Below are 17,846 nucleotides of genomic sequence, written 5' to 3'. Positions count from 1 at the left end.
TAGAAAATTCTTCGGTTGAAATAAAAAATAAAAAAACGCCTCTTTGTGAAATTTCACAAATGGACGTTTTTTAGCTTCATATCAAGGTAGATGGTCATTTTCTCATTCATGTTTTTTAAATCAATTTCTGCGATGTCTGTAATCCGTTTTAATCGATAATTTAAGGTATTGATGTGGATGTTTAATTGCTTTGCGGCAATATTGGCATTGCTGTCACAGTCAATAAACCGCTCAAGGGTTTCGACAAGGTTGGAATGATGCCTCAGGTCGTAATCCTCCAGCTTTGATAAAGAGTAACTGGAGTAAGAAGAGCCCTTTCGCTTCTCAGCAAGCACATCAAGATATTGATAAATGCCTAGTTCAGAAAAGCTGTTTAAACGTTCTGTTTCAACTGGAAAGCGTTCTTTCGTCTTTAATACAGCCAGTGCTTCTTTATAGGAAGGCTGAATTTGAGAGATGTTATCGTAAATTCCTCCAATTGCTGCCTGAACATGCTGAATATGATACCGGTCCGCAAGCTGCTGCAGCATGCCGCTTGTGAATTGCTTAATATCTTGAAGCGGATGTTCTGTTTTTGGTGAGACAAGAATAATGAATTCGTGAAAATCAACAGTCGTTAACAGTACCTGTACTTGCTGTGTTGTTTCAAGCAGATAGGACAGCTTTTTTTCTGTCTCCTCTGTGAGTTCGTCACGAAGACGGAAGATGATGATGGCATATGTGTCTGGACATCTGATGCCAAGCCTTAAAAATAGGTCAAGCATCTCATCCTTTTCATGAATATGACCTGTGAGCATCTTCCAGAAAAGCTCCTGATTACGTTCTTCTGTTTTCGTTTTTCGAATTTGCAAATTGAGTAATTTGTTTTTCACGGCATGCGCTGCCATTTTGAGAAGGTCCATTTCTTCTTCTGAAAAAGGCTGTGCGGATTCAATCGCCCAAATAAATCCGAGCACTTCTTTGTCCTTCCAGATCGAAATGGCGACCCTGCTAGATAAACCCACCTCTGCAATTTGAGGGACACGAAGCGGTTCGTCTGTTTTAAGGAGTGTAGGAATGATGCCGTCCTTCCAAAGCCGATTAATGACTTTTTCCGGTACCCGGCGGGAGATGATGGTTGAAGTTCTGGCGGGATCAGTAAAATCATTGTGTGTGCTATATGCCAATAATCGATGATGAGTATCTTCTATAGTAATAGGGCAATTGAGCACATCACTAATTTGGTCTGCCACATCCTCTAAACGATCAAGGCTATACTTAAACGGATCTGTCTTTTTTGTCATAAAAAACCCCTGCTTTTTCGAATATTTCACGTACTTACATTATGAAGAGAATGAGGTACGTAAATCAACAAAAAACTGCCATAAACTTAAAAAAACAAAAAGTGTGAGAAGCAAGCAAATGGATGTTGAAGCACGCTGAAAAAGAAATAGTACAATAATAACGTAGTAAAAAATCAATAGGCGGAAAGATCCACCGAAGCAGGTGGATACTTATTATGAATATATGACCAAAAAACTGTTAAATACTAGATAAAAAGCGAAAAAACAGTAATTCTATAGACTCATTTTGTAAAATAAAAACAGATTTGTTTGACTGTGTATCATTTCTGTTTTTATAATAATAACGTCAAAAAATAAGTGGATTAGCCCATTATATGGCGGCTATGCACGGGAGGTAATGAGGAATATGTCAGGAATTATTCGCGTAACCCCAGAAGAACTAAGAGCGACCGCTAAGCAATATGGTGTTGAAAGTCAAGAAGTGTTAAACCAAGTTGATCGTCTAAATAGAATGATCTCTGATTTAAAAGGAATGTGGGAAGGTGCTTCTAGTGAAGCATTTGCTGATCAATACGAACAGCTTAAGCCTTCATTTATCAAAATGTCTGATCTATTAACAGATGTCAGCAATCAGCTTGATCAAACGGCAAATACACTTGAAAGCACTGACCAAGACATCGCAAGCCAAATCCGCGGCTAATCAAAGGGATTTCCTTTCTAAGTGTGAAAAGCAGAAACAGCGCCGAGTCTGTCAATGGATGCCGGCGCTCTTTCTATTTTGTGAGGTGGAAATTTGTGTATATCGATATTACCATCGACTTAAAAAATTATGATGGCAGTGTGTTTGATTTGAGACTATCAAATTATTTACATATTAAACAAGTCATCCATATCGCCTGGCAGGCAAAACAAATCTCGCTTCCAAAGCGGGAAGGCGGATGGGTGCGAGTAGTCAATAAGAAAGCTGTGTTTTCAGGCGAATATAAGCTGTCAGACTGTGGAATTACCACAGGAGACAGGCTGGAAATACTATGAAAGGACTTTTGTAAATGGCAGATAAAAAGAGTTCCTATTTAGAAGAACAATTAGAAGCAGTCATGAAAAAAGAGGGAGGCACCTATACCTTTATTTTTCAAAAAGAGACGATTAAACTCTTAGACGGTTTAGAAGCGGCACCGATCAAAGACATCAATCCTTCATTTCAGAAAGAGATTCAATTAACTGAAGATGAGGTCATCATTTCTATACAACCGCCTCCTGCCTATCAGGAATTTCGTTTCATCCATGCAAAGGATGAAAAAAGCAAATGGATTTTTTCATACCAGCTTGTCGATGCAGTTCTTAAACACGACGTGAAGCGGCTGCATCCTATTGTTTCTCCTGAAAACATTGTTTTTCATCAAGGCTTAGCTCCTGCATTTTTGCATTATGGGGTTAAAGAAAGCATTCCGCCATATGAAACCGATGAGTATCGCCTGTTAAAAGAGGTCAAGGCTGTTGTTCTTCGAGTGGTCGACCATGAATATCAATTTCAAGAATATGCGGCTTACAATGAAACGTTGAAATTATCTGAGCTGGCAAAAGAAATTAGTGAAACGAAGTCGCTGGAAGAATTGTCAGCATTGATTGAGCAAAAGATCAAAGCAATCGATGCGAAAGAAAAAACGCTCTTAACCATACCTAAAAAGAAATGGAAGATCGAGCGATACATCGGACTAGGTCTGCTTGTCCTGTTAATCCCTGCATTGGTGTACACCATTTACACCTTCTTTTTTGCCATGCCAAAACAAGAAGCGTACGTCGAGGCAAACAAATATTATCTCAACAAGCAGTACAGTCAAGTGGTGGATACGTTAGAGAAATATCCAGCCAATCAAATGCCAGTCTCTCTTCAATATGAACTGGCCATTTCGTATGTACAAACGAACCAAGGCAGTCTGTTGCTTGATCAGCATAAAAAAGAAATCACAGAAACGTACACATTGCAGACAGATCCGCAATATTTCCTTTTTTGGATTCATATTGGACAAGGGAATAGCAAGGAAGCACTTGATATTGCACGGGTACTTGGAGACGACAGGTACATATTTACGGCACTTGTCGCCTACCGCAATGAAATTCAAAACGATGACAGCCTTTCTGCTGAAGAAAAACAAAAACAGCTAGATCCGATCATTAAGGAAATGGCGAAATATGAAGAAAAAGAAACAACCGAGACAAGCACAAGTGACTCCTCAGACGCAAGCCAAACAGATGAAACAGCTGAACAAAAAGAGCAGTCAAAAGCCGATCAAGAGAAAAAAGAGAAAGAATCTGAAGCGAAAAAGAAAACCTCTCAGACGAAAAAAGATGAGAAAAAATAATTCTTTCGATACAACTGACAGTTGGTGCTGTCCCATGAGGAGGTGGAGCGTTTGAGTCTTCTTTGGGTTTTTTATGAGGAGGATTATCAAACTGTCCGTTTAGATGAGCAGTTCAATCGAGAAGCTCTGATAGGACCTGAAATAGAGCATACGGTGACAATCCCTTCACTTTCGTTTGATGAAGGGGTCATTCGTTTATCTCCTGAAGAACCGAATGATGGTTTTTATATTTATCAGGGAGATGAGAAGAAGGGCAAATTACTTCCACATGAACCATATCAGCTTGGTTCACTTACACTTTTTTTAATGGATGCACATCATGATCAACATATTTATTACCTAGGAAATAGAGTGGAGCTGTCTTTTTCACGTGAAGAGAAAGATGAGATAGATGTGTGGAAAGAACAAGCCCATTCCATGTTTCAAGATGCCAGCCAGTTCACTTTAGAGAAAATTGAAGGAACATGGTATGTCATGCCTCAAGACGAGAAGATTTACGTGAACGGAAAGAAAATTCACGGTCCAGAGGAGGTATATGCAGGAGATGAGCTGTTCTGGAACTTTCTGACGGTGACATTTAAAGACGATGATTTATTACAGGTGACAGCTTACGAACCTTTTCATACACGTTTGGAAAAAACAAGACCGCCAAGTACGGAAACAAAACAAAAATACCCTTCATACAGACGTACACCGCGTTTGATTTATGATTTGCCAGATGACAGGGTATCCTTTAGCTTTCCTTCGCAGGAGAGTGAAAATAACAGCAGAGGGCTTTGGCTTGTTGTCCTTCCGCCGCTTGTGATGCTCCTTGTGATGGGGATTGTTGCCCTAATCCAGCCGCGCGGAATCTTTATTATCGTGTCGATGGCGATGTTTATCATGACGTTAATTACATCGTCCGTTCAATACTTTAAGGAAAAATCACAGCGCAAAAGACGAGAAGAGAAGCGTCAGCGAGTCTACTCTCTTTATTTAGAAAATAAGCGGAAAGAGCTGCAGGAGCTGTATGACCGCCAGCAATATATTTTGACGTATCATTATCCGTCATTTGAACAAATGAAGTATTTAACATCAGAAATCAGCGGACGCATTTGGGAAAAGACGCTTGTGAGTGACGACTTCTTGCACCTGCGTCTTGGCACAGGCGCAGTCCCATCAAGCTACGAATTATCGATGAGCGGCGGCGATATGGCCAATCGAGATATTGATGACTTAATGGAACAAACGCAGCACATGCAAAAAGTATATCGTGAAGTGAAGAATGTCCCGATTACATTCGGTCTTGCGGATGGTCCAACAGGATTAATTGGGAAGCCTGCGATTGTGAAAAATGAGCTTCATCAGCTTGTTGGACAGCTTGCTTTCTCACACAGCTATCACGATTTAAGATTTGTCTTTATCTTTCATGAGCAGGAGTATGAGAATTGGGAATGGATGAAATGGCTTCCGCACTTCCAGCTGCCTCATACATATGGCAAAGGGTTTATTTACAACGAACAAACACGCGATCAGCTGTTGTCCTCGATTTATGAAATTTTACGCGAGCGTGATTTAGAAGAAGAAAAAGACAAGAAAATCTTTACGCCTCATTTTGTGTTCATCGTGACAAATCATGAGCTCATTGCCGAGCATGTGATTTTAGAATACTTAGAAGGCAGCCGGACAGATCTTGGTATCTCCATTCTCTTTGCTGCAGAAACAAAGGAAAGCTTAGCTGAAAATATTTCAACGCTTGTCCGTTATATTAACGAAGAAGAAGGAGATATTCTCATTCAGCACAAAAAGGCAGTACGCATTCCGTTTCAGCTTGATACACATCAGCGCGGGGACAATGAACTGTTTGCCAGAACACTGAGAACATTAGATCATCAAGTTGGTATGACCAATTCGATTCCTGAGACGGTCTCATTCCTTGATCTTTTCCATGCCAAACAGGTAGATGACATTGGCATTCGTGAAAAATGGCTGACTTCAGAAACGGCCAAATCATTATCAGTGCCAATCGGCTATAAGGGGAAAAACGACATTGTCGATCTGAACCTGCATGAAAAAGCGCACGGCCCGCACGGACTGTTGGCGGGGACAACGGGATCGGGGAAAAGTGAATTTTTACAGACGTATATTTTATCGCTCGCTGTACATTTTCACCCGCATGAAGTTGCTTTTCTGTTGATTGACTATAAAGGAGGCGGAATGGCGCAGCCGTTTCGAAATATTCCTCATTTACTTGGAACGATCACCAATATTGAAGGCAGCAAGAACTTTAGTGAAAGAGCACTTGCCTCAATTAAAAGTGAATTGAAGAAAAGGCAGCGGCTGTTTGATCAGTATCACGTGAATCACATCAATGATTATACGAAGCTCTACAAGGAGAAAAAGGCTGAGCAGGCAATGCCTCACTTGTTCTTAATCTCTGATGAGTTTGCTGAATTAAAAAGTGAAGAGCCAGACTTTATTAGGGAGCTTGTCAGCGCTGCACGTATCGGCCGAAGCCTTGGGGTCCATCTCATTTTGGCTACCCAAAAGCCAGGCGGGGTCATTGATGACCAGATTTGGAGTAACTCCCGTTTTAAGGTCGCACTAAAAGTACAAGATGCGTCAGACAGTAAGGAAATTTTGAAAAATAGTGATGCAGCGTCCATTACGGTCACAGGCCGCGGTTATTTACAAGTGGGCAACAATGAAATTTATGAATTGTTCCAATCGGCTTGGAGCGGTGCACCATATATGGAAGATGGCTACGGCTCAGAAGATGACATTGCCATTGTGACAGATACTGGTCTTATTCCGTTATCAGGGGTAAGCACAGAGCCAGCAGTGAAAAAAGAGACAGTGACGGAGATTTCCGCTGTTGTGGATGAAATTGAACGTATGCAGCAGGAGCTTGGAATTGAGAAGCTGCCAAGTCCATGGCTTCCACCGCTTGAAGAACGGATTCCAAAAACGCGTTATGCGTCGAGTGAAGAGCATGTCTTCCATTTTGCGCTTGTTGATGAACCAGATCAGCAAAGCCAGCATCCACTTTCTTATCAAATGATGGAAGATGGGAACATTGGCATCTTCGGTTCCTCCGGCTACGGCAAATCACTTGCTGCTACAACACTGCTGATGAGCTTTGCGGAGAGGTATTCACCTGAAGAATGGCACGCATATATTTATGATTTCGGAAACGGAACATTGCTTCCGTTAGCCAAACTGCCGCATACGGCGGATTATTTCTTAATGGATCAGATGAGAAAGATCCAAAAATCAATGAAGCGTCTGCGGGAAGAGGTTGAATATCGCAAGCGGTTATTTAGACAGCAAGAAATGAGTCATATCAAAATGTACAACGCCTTAAATGAGAAAAAGCTTCCATTCATTTTTATCGTGATTGACAACTTTGACATTGTTAAAGACGAAATGCATGATCTCGAATCTGAATTTATTCAGCTGAGCCGTGACGGACAATCACTAGGTATATACTTCTTGATTACAGCAACCCGGGTAAATGCAGTGCGTCAATCGCTGATGAACAATTTGAAAACAAAGATTGTCCATTACTTAATGGATCAAGGAGAGGCGTACTCGATTATTGGCAGACCGAAATTCAGCTTAGAGTCGATCCCAGGACGAGTCATTATTAACAAAGAAGAGCTTTATTTTGCGCAAATGTTTCTGCCAGTTGAAGGAGAGAACGATCTCGAATTGTTTGAGCATTTGAAACAAGAGATACAGCTTCTTCATAACCGCTTTGAAGCATCCGAAAAACCAAAGCCTGTGCCAATGCTTCCTGATAAGCTGACAGTTTGGGAGCTTGAGAGTCGTTTAGATGAACAAAAACCGCCTTATGACATTCCAGTCGGATTAGATGAGGAATCTGTGGCACCTGTTTATTTTGACTTGAAAAAGAATAAACATTGCCTCATTATCGGTCAAACGCAGCGCGGGAAAACAAATGTGACAAAACTGATGCTCGATCAGCTTTTAGTGGCAAAGCCTGAAAAGCTGGCTGTCTTTGATTCAATTGATCGAGGTCTATCCCATTATGCAAAAGAAGAGAACATTGATTACCTTGAAACAAAGGATGATATCACCGAATGGGCAGAAGAAATGGACCGCATATTCAAGGTGCGGGAAGAAATGTATGTCGAAGCTGTGCGCCAAGGGGAGACCGATCAGCTGTCATTTCCTCAAATTGTGCTTGTGATCGATGGCATTACGCGTTTTCAGCAGACGATCGATCCGCGTCTTCAAGATCAATTGGCTGATTTCATGAAGTCATATGCACACCTAGGCTTCAGCCTGATTGCATCAGGGAATCATACCGAGTTCAGTAAGGGCTATGATGCACTCACAAACGAAATCAAACAAGTTCGTCATGCCATGTTACTCATGAAAAAATCAGAGCAAAACATCATACCGCTCCCGTATGCAAGACAAGAACCAGAGATTCAGCCAGGTTTCGGGTATTTGGTTGAAAACGGAAAAGAGAAGAAAATCCAGGTTCCTTTATGTGCGGTAGAAAGGAAGAGTGTTCAATGACAGAGCAGCAAAAAAGCTCCATCAAAATCGTATCCACCATGATATTGATTCTTGTGCTGCCGGTTTTATTTTTCCACCTGATTGGAGATGACCCGGCAAAACAGAAGAAGAATGCCACACGAAATATTGCAGTGGTCAATGAGGATATGGGAGCGAGCGAAAGTGAAAACACGGCTCGTTTCGGACAGGATGTTGTGGCAGCATTGTCAGAACGTCCTGATTATACATGGACTGTAGTGAATCGCAGTGCGGCGGAAAATGGACTGAAAAACAGAAAATATGACGCTGTCCTTTATATTCCGTCTGATTTCTCTAAAAATGTGCTGAGCTATGATAAAGACCATCCTGAAAAGGCGTCCATTCAATTTTCAATTCAAGATCAGCTCAATGCAGTCAATAAAGAGAAAGTGCAAAGAGAGCTGGAAAATGCACAAAAGAAAATGAATGAACAGATGTCGACGCTATACTGGAGTTTTGTATCACAGGAAATCGGCAATGTAAGAGAAGAGTTTGAGCATATTGTCGGCAAAGAAGTCGAATTCCAAAACACGATGTACAACTTCTATAAACCGAACTCAAACAAACTATCAGATGCCGTCCAGCAGCAGAAGAAACAAATAGAAGAATTAAAAAATGCGATGGCCGATTCACAGAAAGAGTATAAAGACGGCTTGAGTACCACAGAAGAGGCAAAGAACCAGTTAAAGGACTTTGTGAAAGCAGTCGATCAATATCAGCAGTATCAAGACAAACAAAAGGATCTCTTGATCAAAGCGCAATCAGCAAGTCAAAAGAAAATCCAGCAAGGGCTCAAACAGCTCGCTGACATTCAAAACCAAAATGCCCGCAGCTTTAGTGATCAAATGGGCGGACTAAAAACAGACATCAACGGGGTACAAAGTCAGCTGAAAACAACGGACAGCGCCATCCAATCTGTTCAAAAGTCGAGAGAAGACGTTATTCCTAAGCAATCCACGGGGTTAAAGGAACTTGTGAAGACGTCTCAGGAAGAACTGATTAGAAATTATGAAGCTCAATATCTTGCATACATAGGGGATAAAATTACTCCATTGCAAGAGCAATTGAAAGCTTCAAGAAAGGCATTGCTTGAAGCAGAGAAACCGAAAGAGGATCCGAATGAGGATTCGAATAATCAAGGTGAAGACCAAAAAGACTCGACAGACGATTTGAAAATCGATCTTGAAGAAGAGACGAAGAAATTATCTGAAATCTCAACAGAAATAAATCAAGTGGCAGATGAGTTGTCTGGAAATGAAGAAACGCCACCTACTCCAGAAATTGGTGAAGAAAATCCAGAACAAACTGGGGAAACCAAATCAACGTCAGTTCAATCAAAAGAGCAACTAAAAGCACTGTCCCTAAAATTAGAAGAAGTGAAAAAGAATATCGAGGAGAAAACCACAGCTCATAATGATCAATTACAAGGAAAAGTCGATCTTTTGAGTAAAGTATTAAAATCTTTAACAGATAAAATAGATAAACTAGAAGAAAAAATAATAAGAATAGAAACTAGCAACAATAAAAACATAAGTGATATAAAGAAATCCATCATCAAACAAGAATCTGCTATTACAAGAAAATTAGAACGAATAGAAACAACTCAATCTCCATTAAATCAATATACATCGAAAATGGATAAACTTGGGGATTTTAATACAAAATCAGAAAATGCATCAGAATTATTAAAGTATTCAAATGAATTAGTACATTATGAAGCATTACTTAACAGCTTCTATCAAGAGAAGGATCCTTCTTCTTTGGTCGACACCAAACCAGATGAAATCCAATCCATCCTCTCCATCAAAAAAGAAGAAACTGAGAACTGGGATAAGCTCAAAAACCAGATGCTGACATCAAACGATGATGTGTCTACTTTTATTGATGAGATGCAGAAGTTTTCAGATGGTTATTCGGAGTACATTACGACTCAGCAGGCAAGCATGGAACAGGAATTACAGACAATTTCTGAAAGTGCGGACAATGTAGCTGAGCAAATGGCTGATCAAGGAGATGCGGTGTATACAGCTGATCTTGCAGGCAGTTCAATTGTTGTCAGTGCACAGGATTCAATTGGTCAGGAAGTGCTTCGTCTTTCTGAAAATATGAGTTCGTTAACCGATCGCCAAAAAGGGGTGGCGGATTATACGAATAACATTGAAGAGAGTGTCACAACAGTTCAAGAAAAAGCAGATACGCTGAATGAAAACTGGAGCAAGAATGTCGACTCTACAAAGCTTGTTCAGCAAGATTTAAAGGGTATTTTAGGAAATACATTAAGTGATCAAGGCAACAGCAACTATGTGTATAACCATTTAGCCAATCCGCTGAAAATCAGCGGCGATGTGCCGGAGGAAAAAACGCAGACTGTACCGCCGGTCGTCATTTTGGTCATTGTGATGATCAGCAGTTTGTTAATTGGCTTTTTCAGCTCGTATTATGCGTCAGCTCCGATGCTGGTCAAAGGTGCACTGTTTGGCATCTTGAATCTATTAGTCGGGCTCATGATCAGCTTGTTTGGACTGAACATTTACAAGCTTGCAGATGATCAAGCCATTCAATGGTCGATCTTCACCATTTTGTTGTTAGTGGCGTGCTCTGCCTTTATTCGCACGGCCTTCCTTTTCGGTTCCATTGCCGGATGGATGGCAGCAACGGCACTGATTTTCTTCTTTGTCGCACCGTTAATTGATTTGGTGATGCCGAATTTCCACTTTACCAATCCAGTGACAGACGTATACCTGTCGATCCAATATGGAAATGGAGACACCTTTGGAATGGGCGTCACAGGGTTAGTGATTTTAACTGTCCTTTTCATGGTCGTACCGCTTGTGAAAAAGCTATGGAAAGATAAAACAGAGGAACGTGATGTGACTCATGAAGCTTAATCTATTCGTGAAAGGGGCGGCACTCGTTGCCGTTTCCCTTTTTCTCCTCATCCCTGCTGCTTTCGCTGCTGGTGAAGATACGGATACGAATGTCAAGCCGAATGAATATCAGGAAAAGGAACTTAATATTAACTCGAGTATATTGAGGGATCAAACGAAATACGAACAAAGCAAAACGACGTCAAAAATCAAAACAGACATTCATTTTGCTGAACCGCCCAAAGCCCCGGGGGGATCTCTTTCTCCGCAGCTTTTTAGTGATCTAAAGGAGAACCCGCCCAAAACACCAGCTCGTATGATGAAAGAGATGAATATCTCTTTTAGTGATTCGGCTGTATCAGCACCATCTGAGGATGATCATGAGAAGCAGACATCGGCACTGCTTCCGATGATCTTTGGTTTCTTGATAGCCCTTGGTCTCGTTGTGATGATCATCCTGATTCCAAAGGTGAATGTGAAGGCTGAAAAGAAATAGTCTGTCTCTTTTAATAGAGGCAGGCTTTTCTTTATGCAGATTGCTTGATGTCATACCGTTTCACTACGTAAAATAGTGATATCAAGGGAGGAGATTGTCATTCGAATTTCAATCGTTACAGGCGGATCAAAAGGCTTTGGCTTAGCACTTGTGAACAGGCTGCTTTCACGTGGGGATCATGTGTACACAGCAGCAAGAAGTGCATCGCCGATATCCCATCCGAAGCTTACACATACCCAGGTTGATCTGACCGATGAAGAAGCAGCGGCCAAATGGATTCAAGATAGTCTCACGCCGCAAACTCTGGCAGATGCTGATGACATCTTACTTGTCAACAATGCAGGAATGGTCACACCTATCAAGCGCGTTGGACAAGGCGGACAGGATACGCTTCATCAGCATTACAAGCTGAATCTTGTCATTCCTGTTTTACTGAGCCATATGTTTGCTAAGCAGACTCAATCATTTAACGGAAAGAAAACGATCGTTCATCTTTCTTCTGGAGCGGCGAAAAACCCATATAAAGGCTGGAGTGCGTATTGCAGTTCAAAGGCAGGACTCGACATGTTTATGAGGACTTTTCATGAGGAACAACAGGACGAGGCGCATCCGATCAACACGTTTTCCTTTTCACCCGGCACGATCGATACAGATATGCAGGGGGAAATTCGGAAGTCATCAAAACAAGACTTTGAACAAATAGACCGTTTTCAGCAATTATATGAAACAGGCACGCTGAAGAGCCCAGATGAAGTCGCAGGTATTTTGCTCGATCTTTTAGCGGATGATCCAGCTGGCGGATGTGTCTACGATGCACGTGAGTATGGGAAAAAGCAGTCATAACGACTGCTGCAGCGTGAAGAAAAACCCTCGCATTCGGTGTCAGGCCTCGGTGCTGGTGCTCACGAATCTCAAATTCGCTCCGCGCCAGTACTCGGTCTTCCTAGACTTCAAGGGTTTTTATATCACGCTGAAAAGGAGAAAAAAAGCAGTCATAAAGACTGCTTTTTTCGTATTGTACAAGCAAAAACAGCTCATTTGACATAAGCTGTTCTTGAGACTCATAGAAAATATAACAGAACATTTGAGTTTCTTTTCAGAATATGTTAGGATGCTAAAAATATAGATAAGGAGGGGTTTCCATGAGAAAGGTTACATTAATGGATGTTTACACCCATCCAGTCGCTCAAAAATATTTAAATCGTTCAGGAAAAGCCCATGCGATTGCTTGTGCTTATCACGCATTCAAACTGGCGGTGCAGGCTGGGATTAATCCAGATCTCGCTGTGAAAGCAGCCCTCTTGCATGACATCGGCCACTATGAATGGTATACAGCTGGCGGAGAATGGGATTACGAGACATATAGACGGAATGATATCCATGCCATTAAAGGCGCAGAGCGGGCTCACAAACTGCTCATACGCCTCGGTGAGGAACCAAAGGCAGCCAAAGATATTGCGCTTGCGATTCTGCTTCATACAGATTCATATTTGCCAGAGGGCGACCTTCATAAAGACACACTTCAGCAAATCGTCAAGAAGGCAGATGAAATGGATGAAGAGCCTGGCGGACATCACCATTACAGACAAATAGACGAGTCACTTGCAATGAAAAAAATCACGGAATTGGATCAAAAAGTTCAGCAGGCACTTCAGCCTATGAAACGCTCTGTTTAGTATGGAATGTCTCCATGAATATTTCCATCCTGATCGACATACAATGTGCGAATAACGGTACGGTTAAATGCAGATGTACCTGATGCAGTGAGTCCGGTGTAATGAACCGTGACAGAATAAGCACCTTCTTTTTTCAATTCAACAGCGGATGAAGCAGTTGTTTTGAGTGGATGATCTTTTTGGGCATCCTTAAAGTAAAAGGTTTCTACTTTCTTGCTTAATCGTTTAATCAGACCGCTTGAATGGGTCGATGCATTATCCCCTGATTTCGCTGCCTCTGCTTTGATTTCGTCATTTAATGGTGAATCAAAGGATACGAGCAGCAAATAAGGAGCCTTTTTTCCTGAATTTGATCGAATCGTCCATTTTCCAGGAACGGGTTTATTGATTTGCACATGGTGCGAAAATGCGCCTTCATATGGGAAAGATGCTTCCGATGTCTTCAGATTTGTTAAGACGTCTCCATTTGGGGCGATGATTTCTGGCCGCGCCTCATGCCTTTCATTTAACCACTGAATCGATAAGCCATTCGTTCCTTCCTCTACATAGAACGCTTCTGTTTTCTCCTTTTCACTTTCACCGCCTTTCACATAAACATCTGTATTCAGCTCAGTAGAGTTCGGGCTCTCTATATTTTCTTTTTCAGCGCTTGCGGCATTTGCCAGTAGCTGATGCTGAAACACAGGGAACATGCTTGTGCCGTTTTTAATGGAGTTGTGATCCCATTTCCCTGTTAAAATATTGTTTGCATATGATAGTCTTGTGCTGCTTACCGTGACGGCGCCATCATTTGCACCAAAGCTCTTTAAATACATGCCGCCTAAATACAGCACTCCGCCAAATGTTCCCCATTCCGATCCCGAATACGTGATGTATTTTTGAGGAAACTTCTCCAGCTTGTCGGTTTCACTTCGAAAAGCCGCCATGAGCCCCGTTTGCAAAGAATAGAGCGCGTCGCTTTTTTGTCCAAGAATTTCTGCGAGCCAGCTTCCGCCCTTGCTATACGCTAAATCTGCCAGCGGCGTCCCGTAATGAGGGGAGCCGAGTGTGATGACCTTCTCTACATATGGATGGGCATCGTGATACACGAGTGCGGACTGTGTATCCACCCCGCCTTTACTATGACCAATCACAATAAGTTTTCGACCGAACACATCATAGATTTCTTTTAGCTTTTCTGCTAATAGTTTGCCATTCTTTTTCGTATCCTGATCTGGATACAAATCTATGAATGCGCTTTCGTATCCGTTCAGAACAGCTTGCTTTGCCATGTCGTTTCGGTCGAACCATGTGGAGGAGGAGCTGTTAATGCCGTGAACAAAAACAAGTGGTGGTTTTGACTCGTCTTTTTGAACCGGCTCTTCTCCTTTAAACCACTTTCCTGGTGTCCCAGGTTCATCTCCAATTGATCCTGCATACGCATAACTTGCAAAGGAAAAAAAGAGCATGACAGCAGCGAGACAGATGAGTTTTTTCAAGATCATTCACCTCTTCAAATGATTTAAGTTGTTGGCAGCACCAATCTATTATACTTCCGAAAAATGTAAAATTGAACAAAATGTTAAAATATGGTATTTGAGTTGTGGGTTTGCCCTGAGTGACATTCACATGGGTCATTGCATACGCTGTGGGTAAATACACAAGTAAAGGGGCAGGTAGGATGGCACAACAAGGAAGTCCGCAGCTTGTTTCATTAGTTGATCCATATGTTTATCAAACATTGCAGAAAGTGATCGGTATGAGATTGATTGTTCAAACAGTGAAAGATACAGTGCGCGGAAAATTGAAGGAAGTCATGCCGGATCATATTGTCATTGAGGCGGGGACAAAATCAGTTTTTTATGTGCGGATCCAGCAAATTGTATCGGTGATGCCTGATCACAGTGAAAGAGTGTAACAAGCAGACGCAAAGGTGTCTGCTTTTTTCACGCTTATAGAATGTATATCTGGAAAAAGTGCATGATATACTAATTGTTCTTTTTTTTACAAAAAATAAGGTTCTAAAACAAGAAGCAGTTGACAGAAGGTGGGTGGAATAGTAGTTTTTTAATAAGATCAATACGTAACAGGAGGAGCATCTTTGTTAAAATCTAAAGTTCATTTTTGGACATTCCAAATATTACTTGTTTTACTCATTGTTTATGTATCTACAAAGGTTTCGTTTTTATTTCAGCCGATTATTTTATTTGCATCTACCTTGTTTGTTCCCATCTTGCTGGCTGGAATTCTCTTTTTCATCTTTAATCCAATTGTTCGATTTTTGTCCAGGAAAATTCCTAGGACACTTGCTATCCTGATCATTTATCTTTTGTTCATCGGCCTCATCACGTTCATTGTGAATGCTGCGGGACCGGTTATTGTCACGCAGGTTGGTGGACTTGTCAAAAGCTTCCCTGGTTATGTGACGGATATGCAGAAATTTATCAACGACTTCTCGCATTCTAAAACATTTACTTGGATGATGAACCAAGATTATGTCTCCGTCTCGAAGTTTGAACAGACAATTGTTTCGACATTAAAAGGTTTGCCGGAAAATATTGCTTCAAGTATGTCTGCTGTGTTTGGTGTGATTGCCAATATTGCTTTAGCTGTGATCACAGTTCCGTTCATTTTGTTTTATATGTTGAAAGATGGACATAAGTTTCCGGACAAGCTCGTTCAATTTTTGCCAATGCCTTGCCGTAAGGAAGGATTGAAAATCTTTAAAGAATTAAACGATACGCTTGCAGCTTACATACAAGGGCAGATTGTTGTCTGTTTATTTGTTGGAGTGGCTTGTTTTATCGGATACTTATTAATCGGTGTGAAATATGCGCTCATTCTCGGCATTATCATTGCGGTCACAAATGTGATTCCGTACCTTGGGCCATATCTTGGCGCGGCACCAGCTGTGCTTATTGCGTTTCTTGATTCGCCTGGAAAAGCGGTGGTGACAGTCATTGTCATTCTTGTCGTTCAGCAAATTGACGGAAATGTCATTTCTCCATTGATCATTGGGAAACGCCTCAACACACATCCTTTGACCATCATCCTGCTATTAATTGGGGCAGGAAGCTTTGGCGGAATCCTTGGCATGATTTTTGCGGTCCCTGTCTATGCACTGCTCAAAGCCATCACCTTGAATATTGTCAGATTGGTGCAGCTGCGTCAGCGATCTCGCAAAGAACAGCATTTAAACGTCTAGGACAGATGCACACCTTTTCCCTTCTTGCATAAGATGATTGAGATAAGCAGATAGGGGGAGATTCTGATGCCTGCAATCGTTGGACCTATTCATATCGAGTCGTTAGGAGGAAACGGTGCAGCTACTTTCGGTGATGTCCTGGCCATTGCCCCTTTGGCTGTAGACCACTCTACTGGCGGTGCGGGAGCCTTTAATTCAGGTGATTATATGTCACTTACAAGTGATCCGAATGCCACGATGCTTTGGGACTTTACATTGTTTGGCCAGCCTCAATCATTTAATGCATAGGAAGACAGCTGATACTCACAGATCAGCTGTCTTTTTTATTTTTCATACACGTATTTTTGAGCTGGGCATATGATGTGGGGAGAAAAGGTGGTGGAAAGATGCCAGCGATTGTTGGGCCTATTCATATTGACCGTGTGATTGGAAATGGTTCTGCACATTTCGGTGATGTTTTTGCCATTTCGCCAAAAAGTGTCGATCACTCCGCCGGTGGATCAGGTACCTATAATGCAGGGGACTTTGTCCAATTTTTTAGCACTCCAAACGTTACGTTTATGTGGGATATAGACCTGATCAGCCAGCAAAAGAGCTTTAATGCATAGCCAGCTTTGAAAGGGAATTCCTTTTCAGAAGCTGTCTTTTTTTATGGTACAATGGATATGGATGTAAGAAGAAAAAGAGGTGTGAACTGAGTCAAATGAAAATTAGAAAAGCACACATCACAAGCGGACAACCAAAGACCTACAATGTATATTTACATGAAAATAAAAAAGAATATAAAACGCTTGTAGCCGTACCTGACATTGAATGGAGTATTTCCATTGCGTATGAGGACGAAAAGGAGCAGCTCATCCATACGCTTGAACAATCCTTAATGGAAAGAGTAGAAACAGACGAAGCCCGTGACCTCGCACTCAAGATTGTGCACTGGGTCACAGAAATGTAAATTTAGAAACCAGGAGTGAACACGGCGATGAAAGAAGAATCCGTAGACTTTTATTTGCAGCAAGGGATATTTGGACATGCTGAAACAAAACCTGATGAACGAAGAATGTTTCTTGGTTCATTAAGGGAACGAGCGCTTCTCGCCCTGACAAAGGGACAGGTATCAAGAAATAAACCGTATCAAGAAGTCGAACAAATATTGAAGGCCAATCGCCAGGCCACAGTTCTTTTAAATGGTGAACTTTCCTATGCTTCTTATTCTCAATATGTCAAAATGGCAAATGCCGCTGGATGTTCCTTTAAAGTGGTGAATCATCACGAAGCGCACTCTCCTTTTGGTCTTGTCATAGAGATGCCTGATGCGGTCAATCAGGAGCATATCTATATAGAGGATGAGCTGTTTCAAAAAGCTTTTTCTCATGAATCTGTTGAATAGGTTTCCCTAGTGAAATGAATAAGCTATAATGATTCAAAAGAGCAT

Annotated in this window: 16 protein-coding genes; 14 read left to right on the top strand and 2 right to left on the bottom strand. The window is 41.5% G+C overall.

Annotated elements, in window-relative coordinates; translation table 11 throughout:
* Window positions 1-53: 53 nt before the first annotated feature.
* A complete protein-coding gene (locus NST65_RS14870; RefSeq protein ID WP_024423341.1) occupies window positions 54-1,283 on the bottom strand; it encodes a PucR family transcriptional regulator in 1,230 nt (409 codons plus the stop codon).
* Window positions 1,284-1,689: 406 nt separating this feature from the next.
* Here NST65_RS14870 and NST65_RS14865 point away from each other — a divergent pair, with 406 nt between their 5' ends.
* The 8 genes from NST65_RS14865 (at window position 1,690) to NST65_RS14830 (ending at window position 13,230) form a co-directional block, all read left to right on the top strand.
* Window positions 1,690-1,983, top strand: a complete 294-nt coding sequence (locus NST65_RS14865; protein WP_003213769.1) for a WXG100 family type VII secretion target — start codon at window positions 1,690-1,692, stop codon at window positions 1,981-1,983.
* Between the two features lie 95 nt (window positions 1,984-2,078).
* Entirely contained in the window at window positions 2,079-2,318 is a 240-nt protein-coding gene (locus NST65_RS14860; RefSeq protein ID WP_003213579.1) for an EsaB/YukD family protein, read from the top strand.
* A 14-nt stretch (window positions 2,319-2,332) separates the two neighbouring features.
* Complete coding sequence (gene essB, locus NST65_RS14855; protein WP_111926655.1) at window positions 2,333-3,646, top strand: type VII secretion protein EssB; 1,314 nt, start codon at window positions 2,333-2,335, stop codon at window positions 3,644-3,646.
* Between the two features lie 51 nt (window positions 3,647-3,697).
* Window positions 3,698-8,173 carry a type VII secretion protein EssC gene (gene essC / locus NST65_RS14850; protein WP_342489050.1) on the top strand — a complete coding sequence of 1,492 codons (4,476 nt, stop codon included), beginning with the start codon at window positions 3,698-3,700 and terminating at the stop codon, window positions 8,171-8,173.
* Entirely contained in the window at window positions 8,170-11,079 is a 2,910-nt protein-coding gene (esaA, locus tag NST65_RS14845; protein WP_342489049.1) for a type VII secretion protein EsaA, read from the top strand. Before essC ends, esaA begins: the two co-directional genes overlap by 4 nt.
* Window positions 11,069-11,554, top strand: a complete 486-nt coding sequence (gene essA, locus NST65_RS14840; RefSeq protein WP_041115809.1) for a type VII secretion protein EssA — start codon at window positions 11,069-11,071, stop codon at window positions 11,552-11,554. Before esaA ends, essA begins: the two co-directional genes overlap by 11 nt.
* 99 nt (window positions 11,555-11,653) lie before the next feature.
* The gene (locus tag NST65_RS14835; protein WP_034282708.1) at window positions 11,654-12,397 is read left to right on the top strand and encodes a (S)-benzoin forming benzil reductase; all 744 of its coding nucleotides are present in this window, start codon (window positions 11,654-11,656) and stop codon (window positions 12,395-12,397) included.
* A 299-nt stretch (window positions 12,398-12,696) separates the two neighbouring features.
* Window positions 12,697-13,230: an HD domain-containing protein gene (locus tag NST65_RS14830; protein ID WP_024423336.1), complete on the top strand. Its 534-nt coding sequence runs from the start codon at window positions 12,697-12,699 to the stop codon at window positions 13,228-13,230.
* On the opposite strand, the gene NST65_RS14825 is transcribed toward NST65_RS14830, so the two are convergent.
* Window positions 13,227-14,714, bottom strand: a complete 1,488-nt coding sequence (locus tag NST65_RS14825; protein ID WP_280806594.1) for an alpha/beta hydrolase — start codon at window positions 14,712-14,714, stop codon at window positions 13,227-13,229. The two genes, NST65_RS14830 and NST65_RS14825, sit on opposite strands and share 4 nt — an antisense overlap.
* A gap of 176 nt (window positions 14,715-14,890) precedes the next feature.
* Here NST65_RS14825 and NST65_RS14820 point away from each other — a divergent pair, with 176 nt between their 5' ends.
* The 6 genes from NST65_RS14820 (at window position 14,891) to NST65_RS14795 (ending at window position 17,801) form a co-directional block, all read left to right on the top strand.
* Complete coding sequence (locus NST65_RS14820; protein WP_034282580.1) at window positions 14,891-15,127, top strand: YuzF family protein; 237 nt, start codon at window positions 14,891-14,893, stop codon at window positions 15,125-15,127.
* 183 nt (window positions 15,128-15,310) lie between these two features.
* Window positions 15,311-16,414 carry an AI-2E family transporter gene (locus NST65_RS14815; protein WP_342489048.1) on the top strand — a complete coding sequence of 368 codons (1,104 nt, stop codon included), beginning with the start codon at window positions 15,311-15,313 and terminating at the stop codon, window positions 16,412-16,414.
* Between the two features lie 66 nt (window positions 16,415-16,480).
* Window positions 16,481-16,702: a spore germination protein gene (locus NST65_RS14810; RefSeq protein ID WP_003213446.1), complete on the top strand. Its 222-nt coding sequence runs from the start codon at window positions 16,481-16,483 to the stop codon at window positions 16,700-16,702.
* A gap of 98 nt (window positions 16,703-16,800) precedes the next feature.
* Complete coding sequence (locus NST65_RS14805) at window positions 16,801-17,022, top strand: spore germination protein (protein ID WP_101676626.1); 222 nt, start codon at window positions 16,801-16,803, stop codon at window positions 17,020-17,022.
* A 95-nt stretch (window positions 17,023-17,117) separates the two neighbouring features.
* Window positions 17,118-17,366, top strand: coding sequence for a YueH family protein (locus NST65_RS14800; RefSeq protein ID WP_024423330.1), 249 nt, complete (start codon window positions 17,118-17,120; stop codon window positions 17,364-17,366).
* 27 nt (window positions 17,367-17,393) lie between these two features.
* Entirely contained in the window at window positions 17,394-17,801 is a 408-nt protein-coding gene (locus NST65_RS14795; protein WP_034282575.1) for a YueI family protein, read from the top strand.
* The last annotated feature ends 45 nt before the right edge of the window (window positions 17,802-17,846 follow it).

Source organism: Bacillus sp. FSL P4-0248 (assembly GCF_038593305.1).
Lineage (GTDB): Bacteria > Bacillota > Bacilli > Bacillales > Bacillaceae > Bacillus > Bacillus safensis.
This window is presented reverse-complemented; position numbering and strand designations above follow the sequence as displayed.

Excerpts from the sequence above, each read along its gene's own strand:
- NST65_RS14870 (WP_024423341.1), bottom strand. The coding sequence starts at position 1,283 with ATGACAAAAAAGACAGATCCGTTTAAGTATAGCCTTGATCGTTTAGAG.
- NST65_RS14865 (WP_003213769.1), top strand. The coding sequence starts at position 1,690 with ATGTCAGGAATTATTCGCGTAACCCCAGAAGAACTAAGAGCGACCGCT.
- essB (WP_111926655.1), top strand. The coding sequence starts at position 2,333 with ATGGCAGATAAAAAGAGTTCCTATTTAGAAGAACAATTAGAAGCAGTC.
- esaA (WP_342489049.1), top strand. The coding sequence starts at position 8,170 with ATGACAGAGCAGCAAAAAAGCTCCATCAAAATCGTATCCACCATGATA.
- essA (WP_041115809.1), top strand. The coding sequence starts at position 11,069 with ATGAAGCTTAATCTATTCGTGAAAGGGGCGGCACTCGTTGCCGTTTCC.
- NST65_RS14830 (WP_024423336.1), top strand. The coding sequence starts at position 12,697 with ATGAGAAAGGTTACATTAATGGATGTTTACACCCATCCAGTCGCTCAA.
- NST65_RS14825 (WP_280806594.1), bottom strand. The coding sequence starts at position 14,714 with ATGATCTTGAAAAAACTCATCTGTCTCGCTGCTGTCATGCTCTTTTTT.
- NST65_RS14820 (WP_034282580.1), top strand. The coding sequence starts at position 14,891 with ATGGCACAACAAGGAAGTCCGCAGCTTGTTTCATTAGTTGATCCATAT.
- NST65_RS14810 (WP_003213446.1), top strand. The coding sequence starts at position 16,481 with ATGCCTGCAATCGTTGGACCTATTCATATCGAGTCGTTAGGAGGAAAC.
- NST65_RS14805 (WP_101676626.1), top strand. The coding sequence starts at position 16,801 with ATGCCAGCGATTGTTGGGCCTATTCATATTGACCGTGTGATTGGAAAT.
- NST65_RS14800 (WP_024423330.1), top strand. The coding sequence starts at position 17,118 with ATGAAAATTAGAAAAGCACACATCACAAGCGGACAACCAAAGACCTAC.
- NST65_RS14795 (WP_034282575.1), top strand. The coding sequence starts at position 17,394 with ATGAAAGAAGAATCCGTAGACTTTTATTTGCAGCAAGGGATATTTGGA.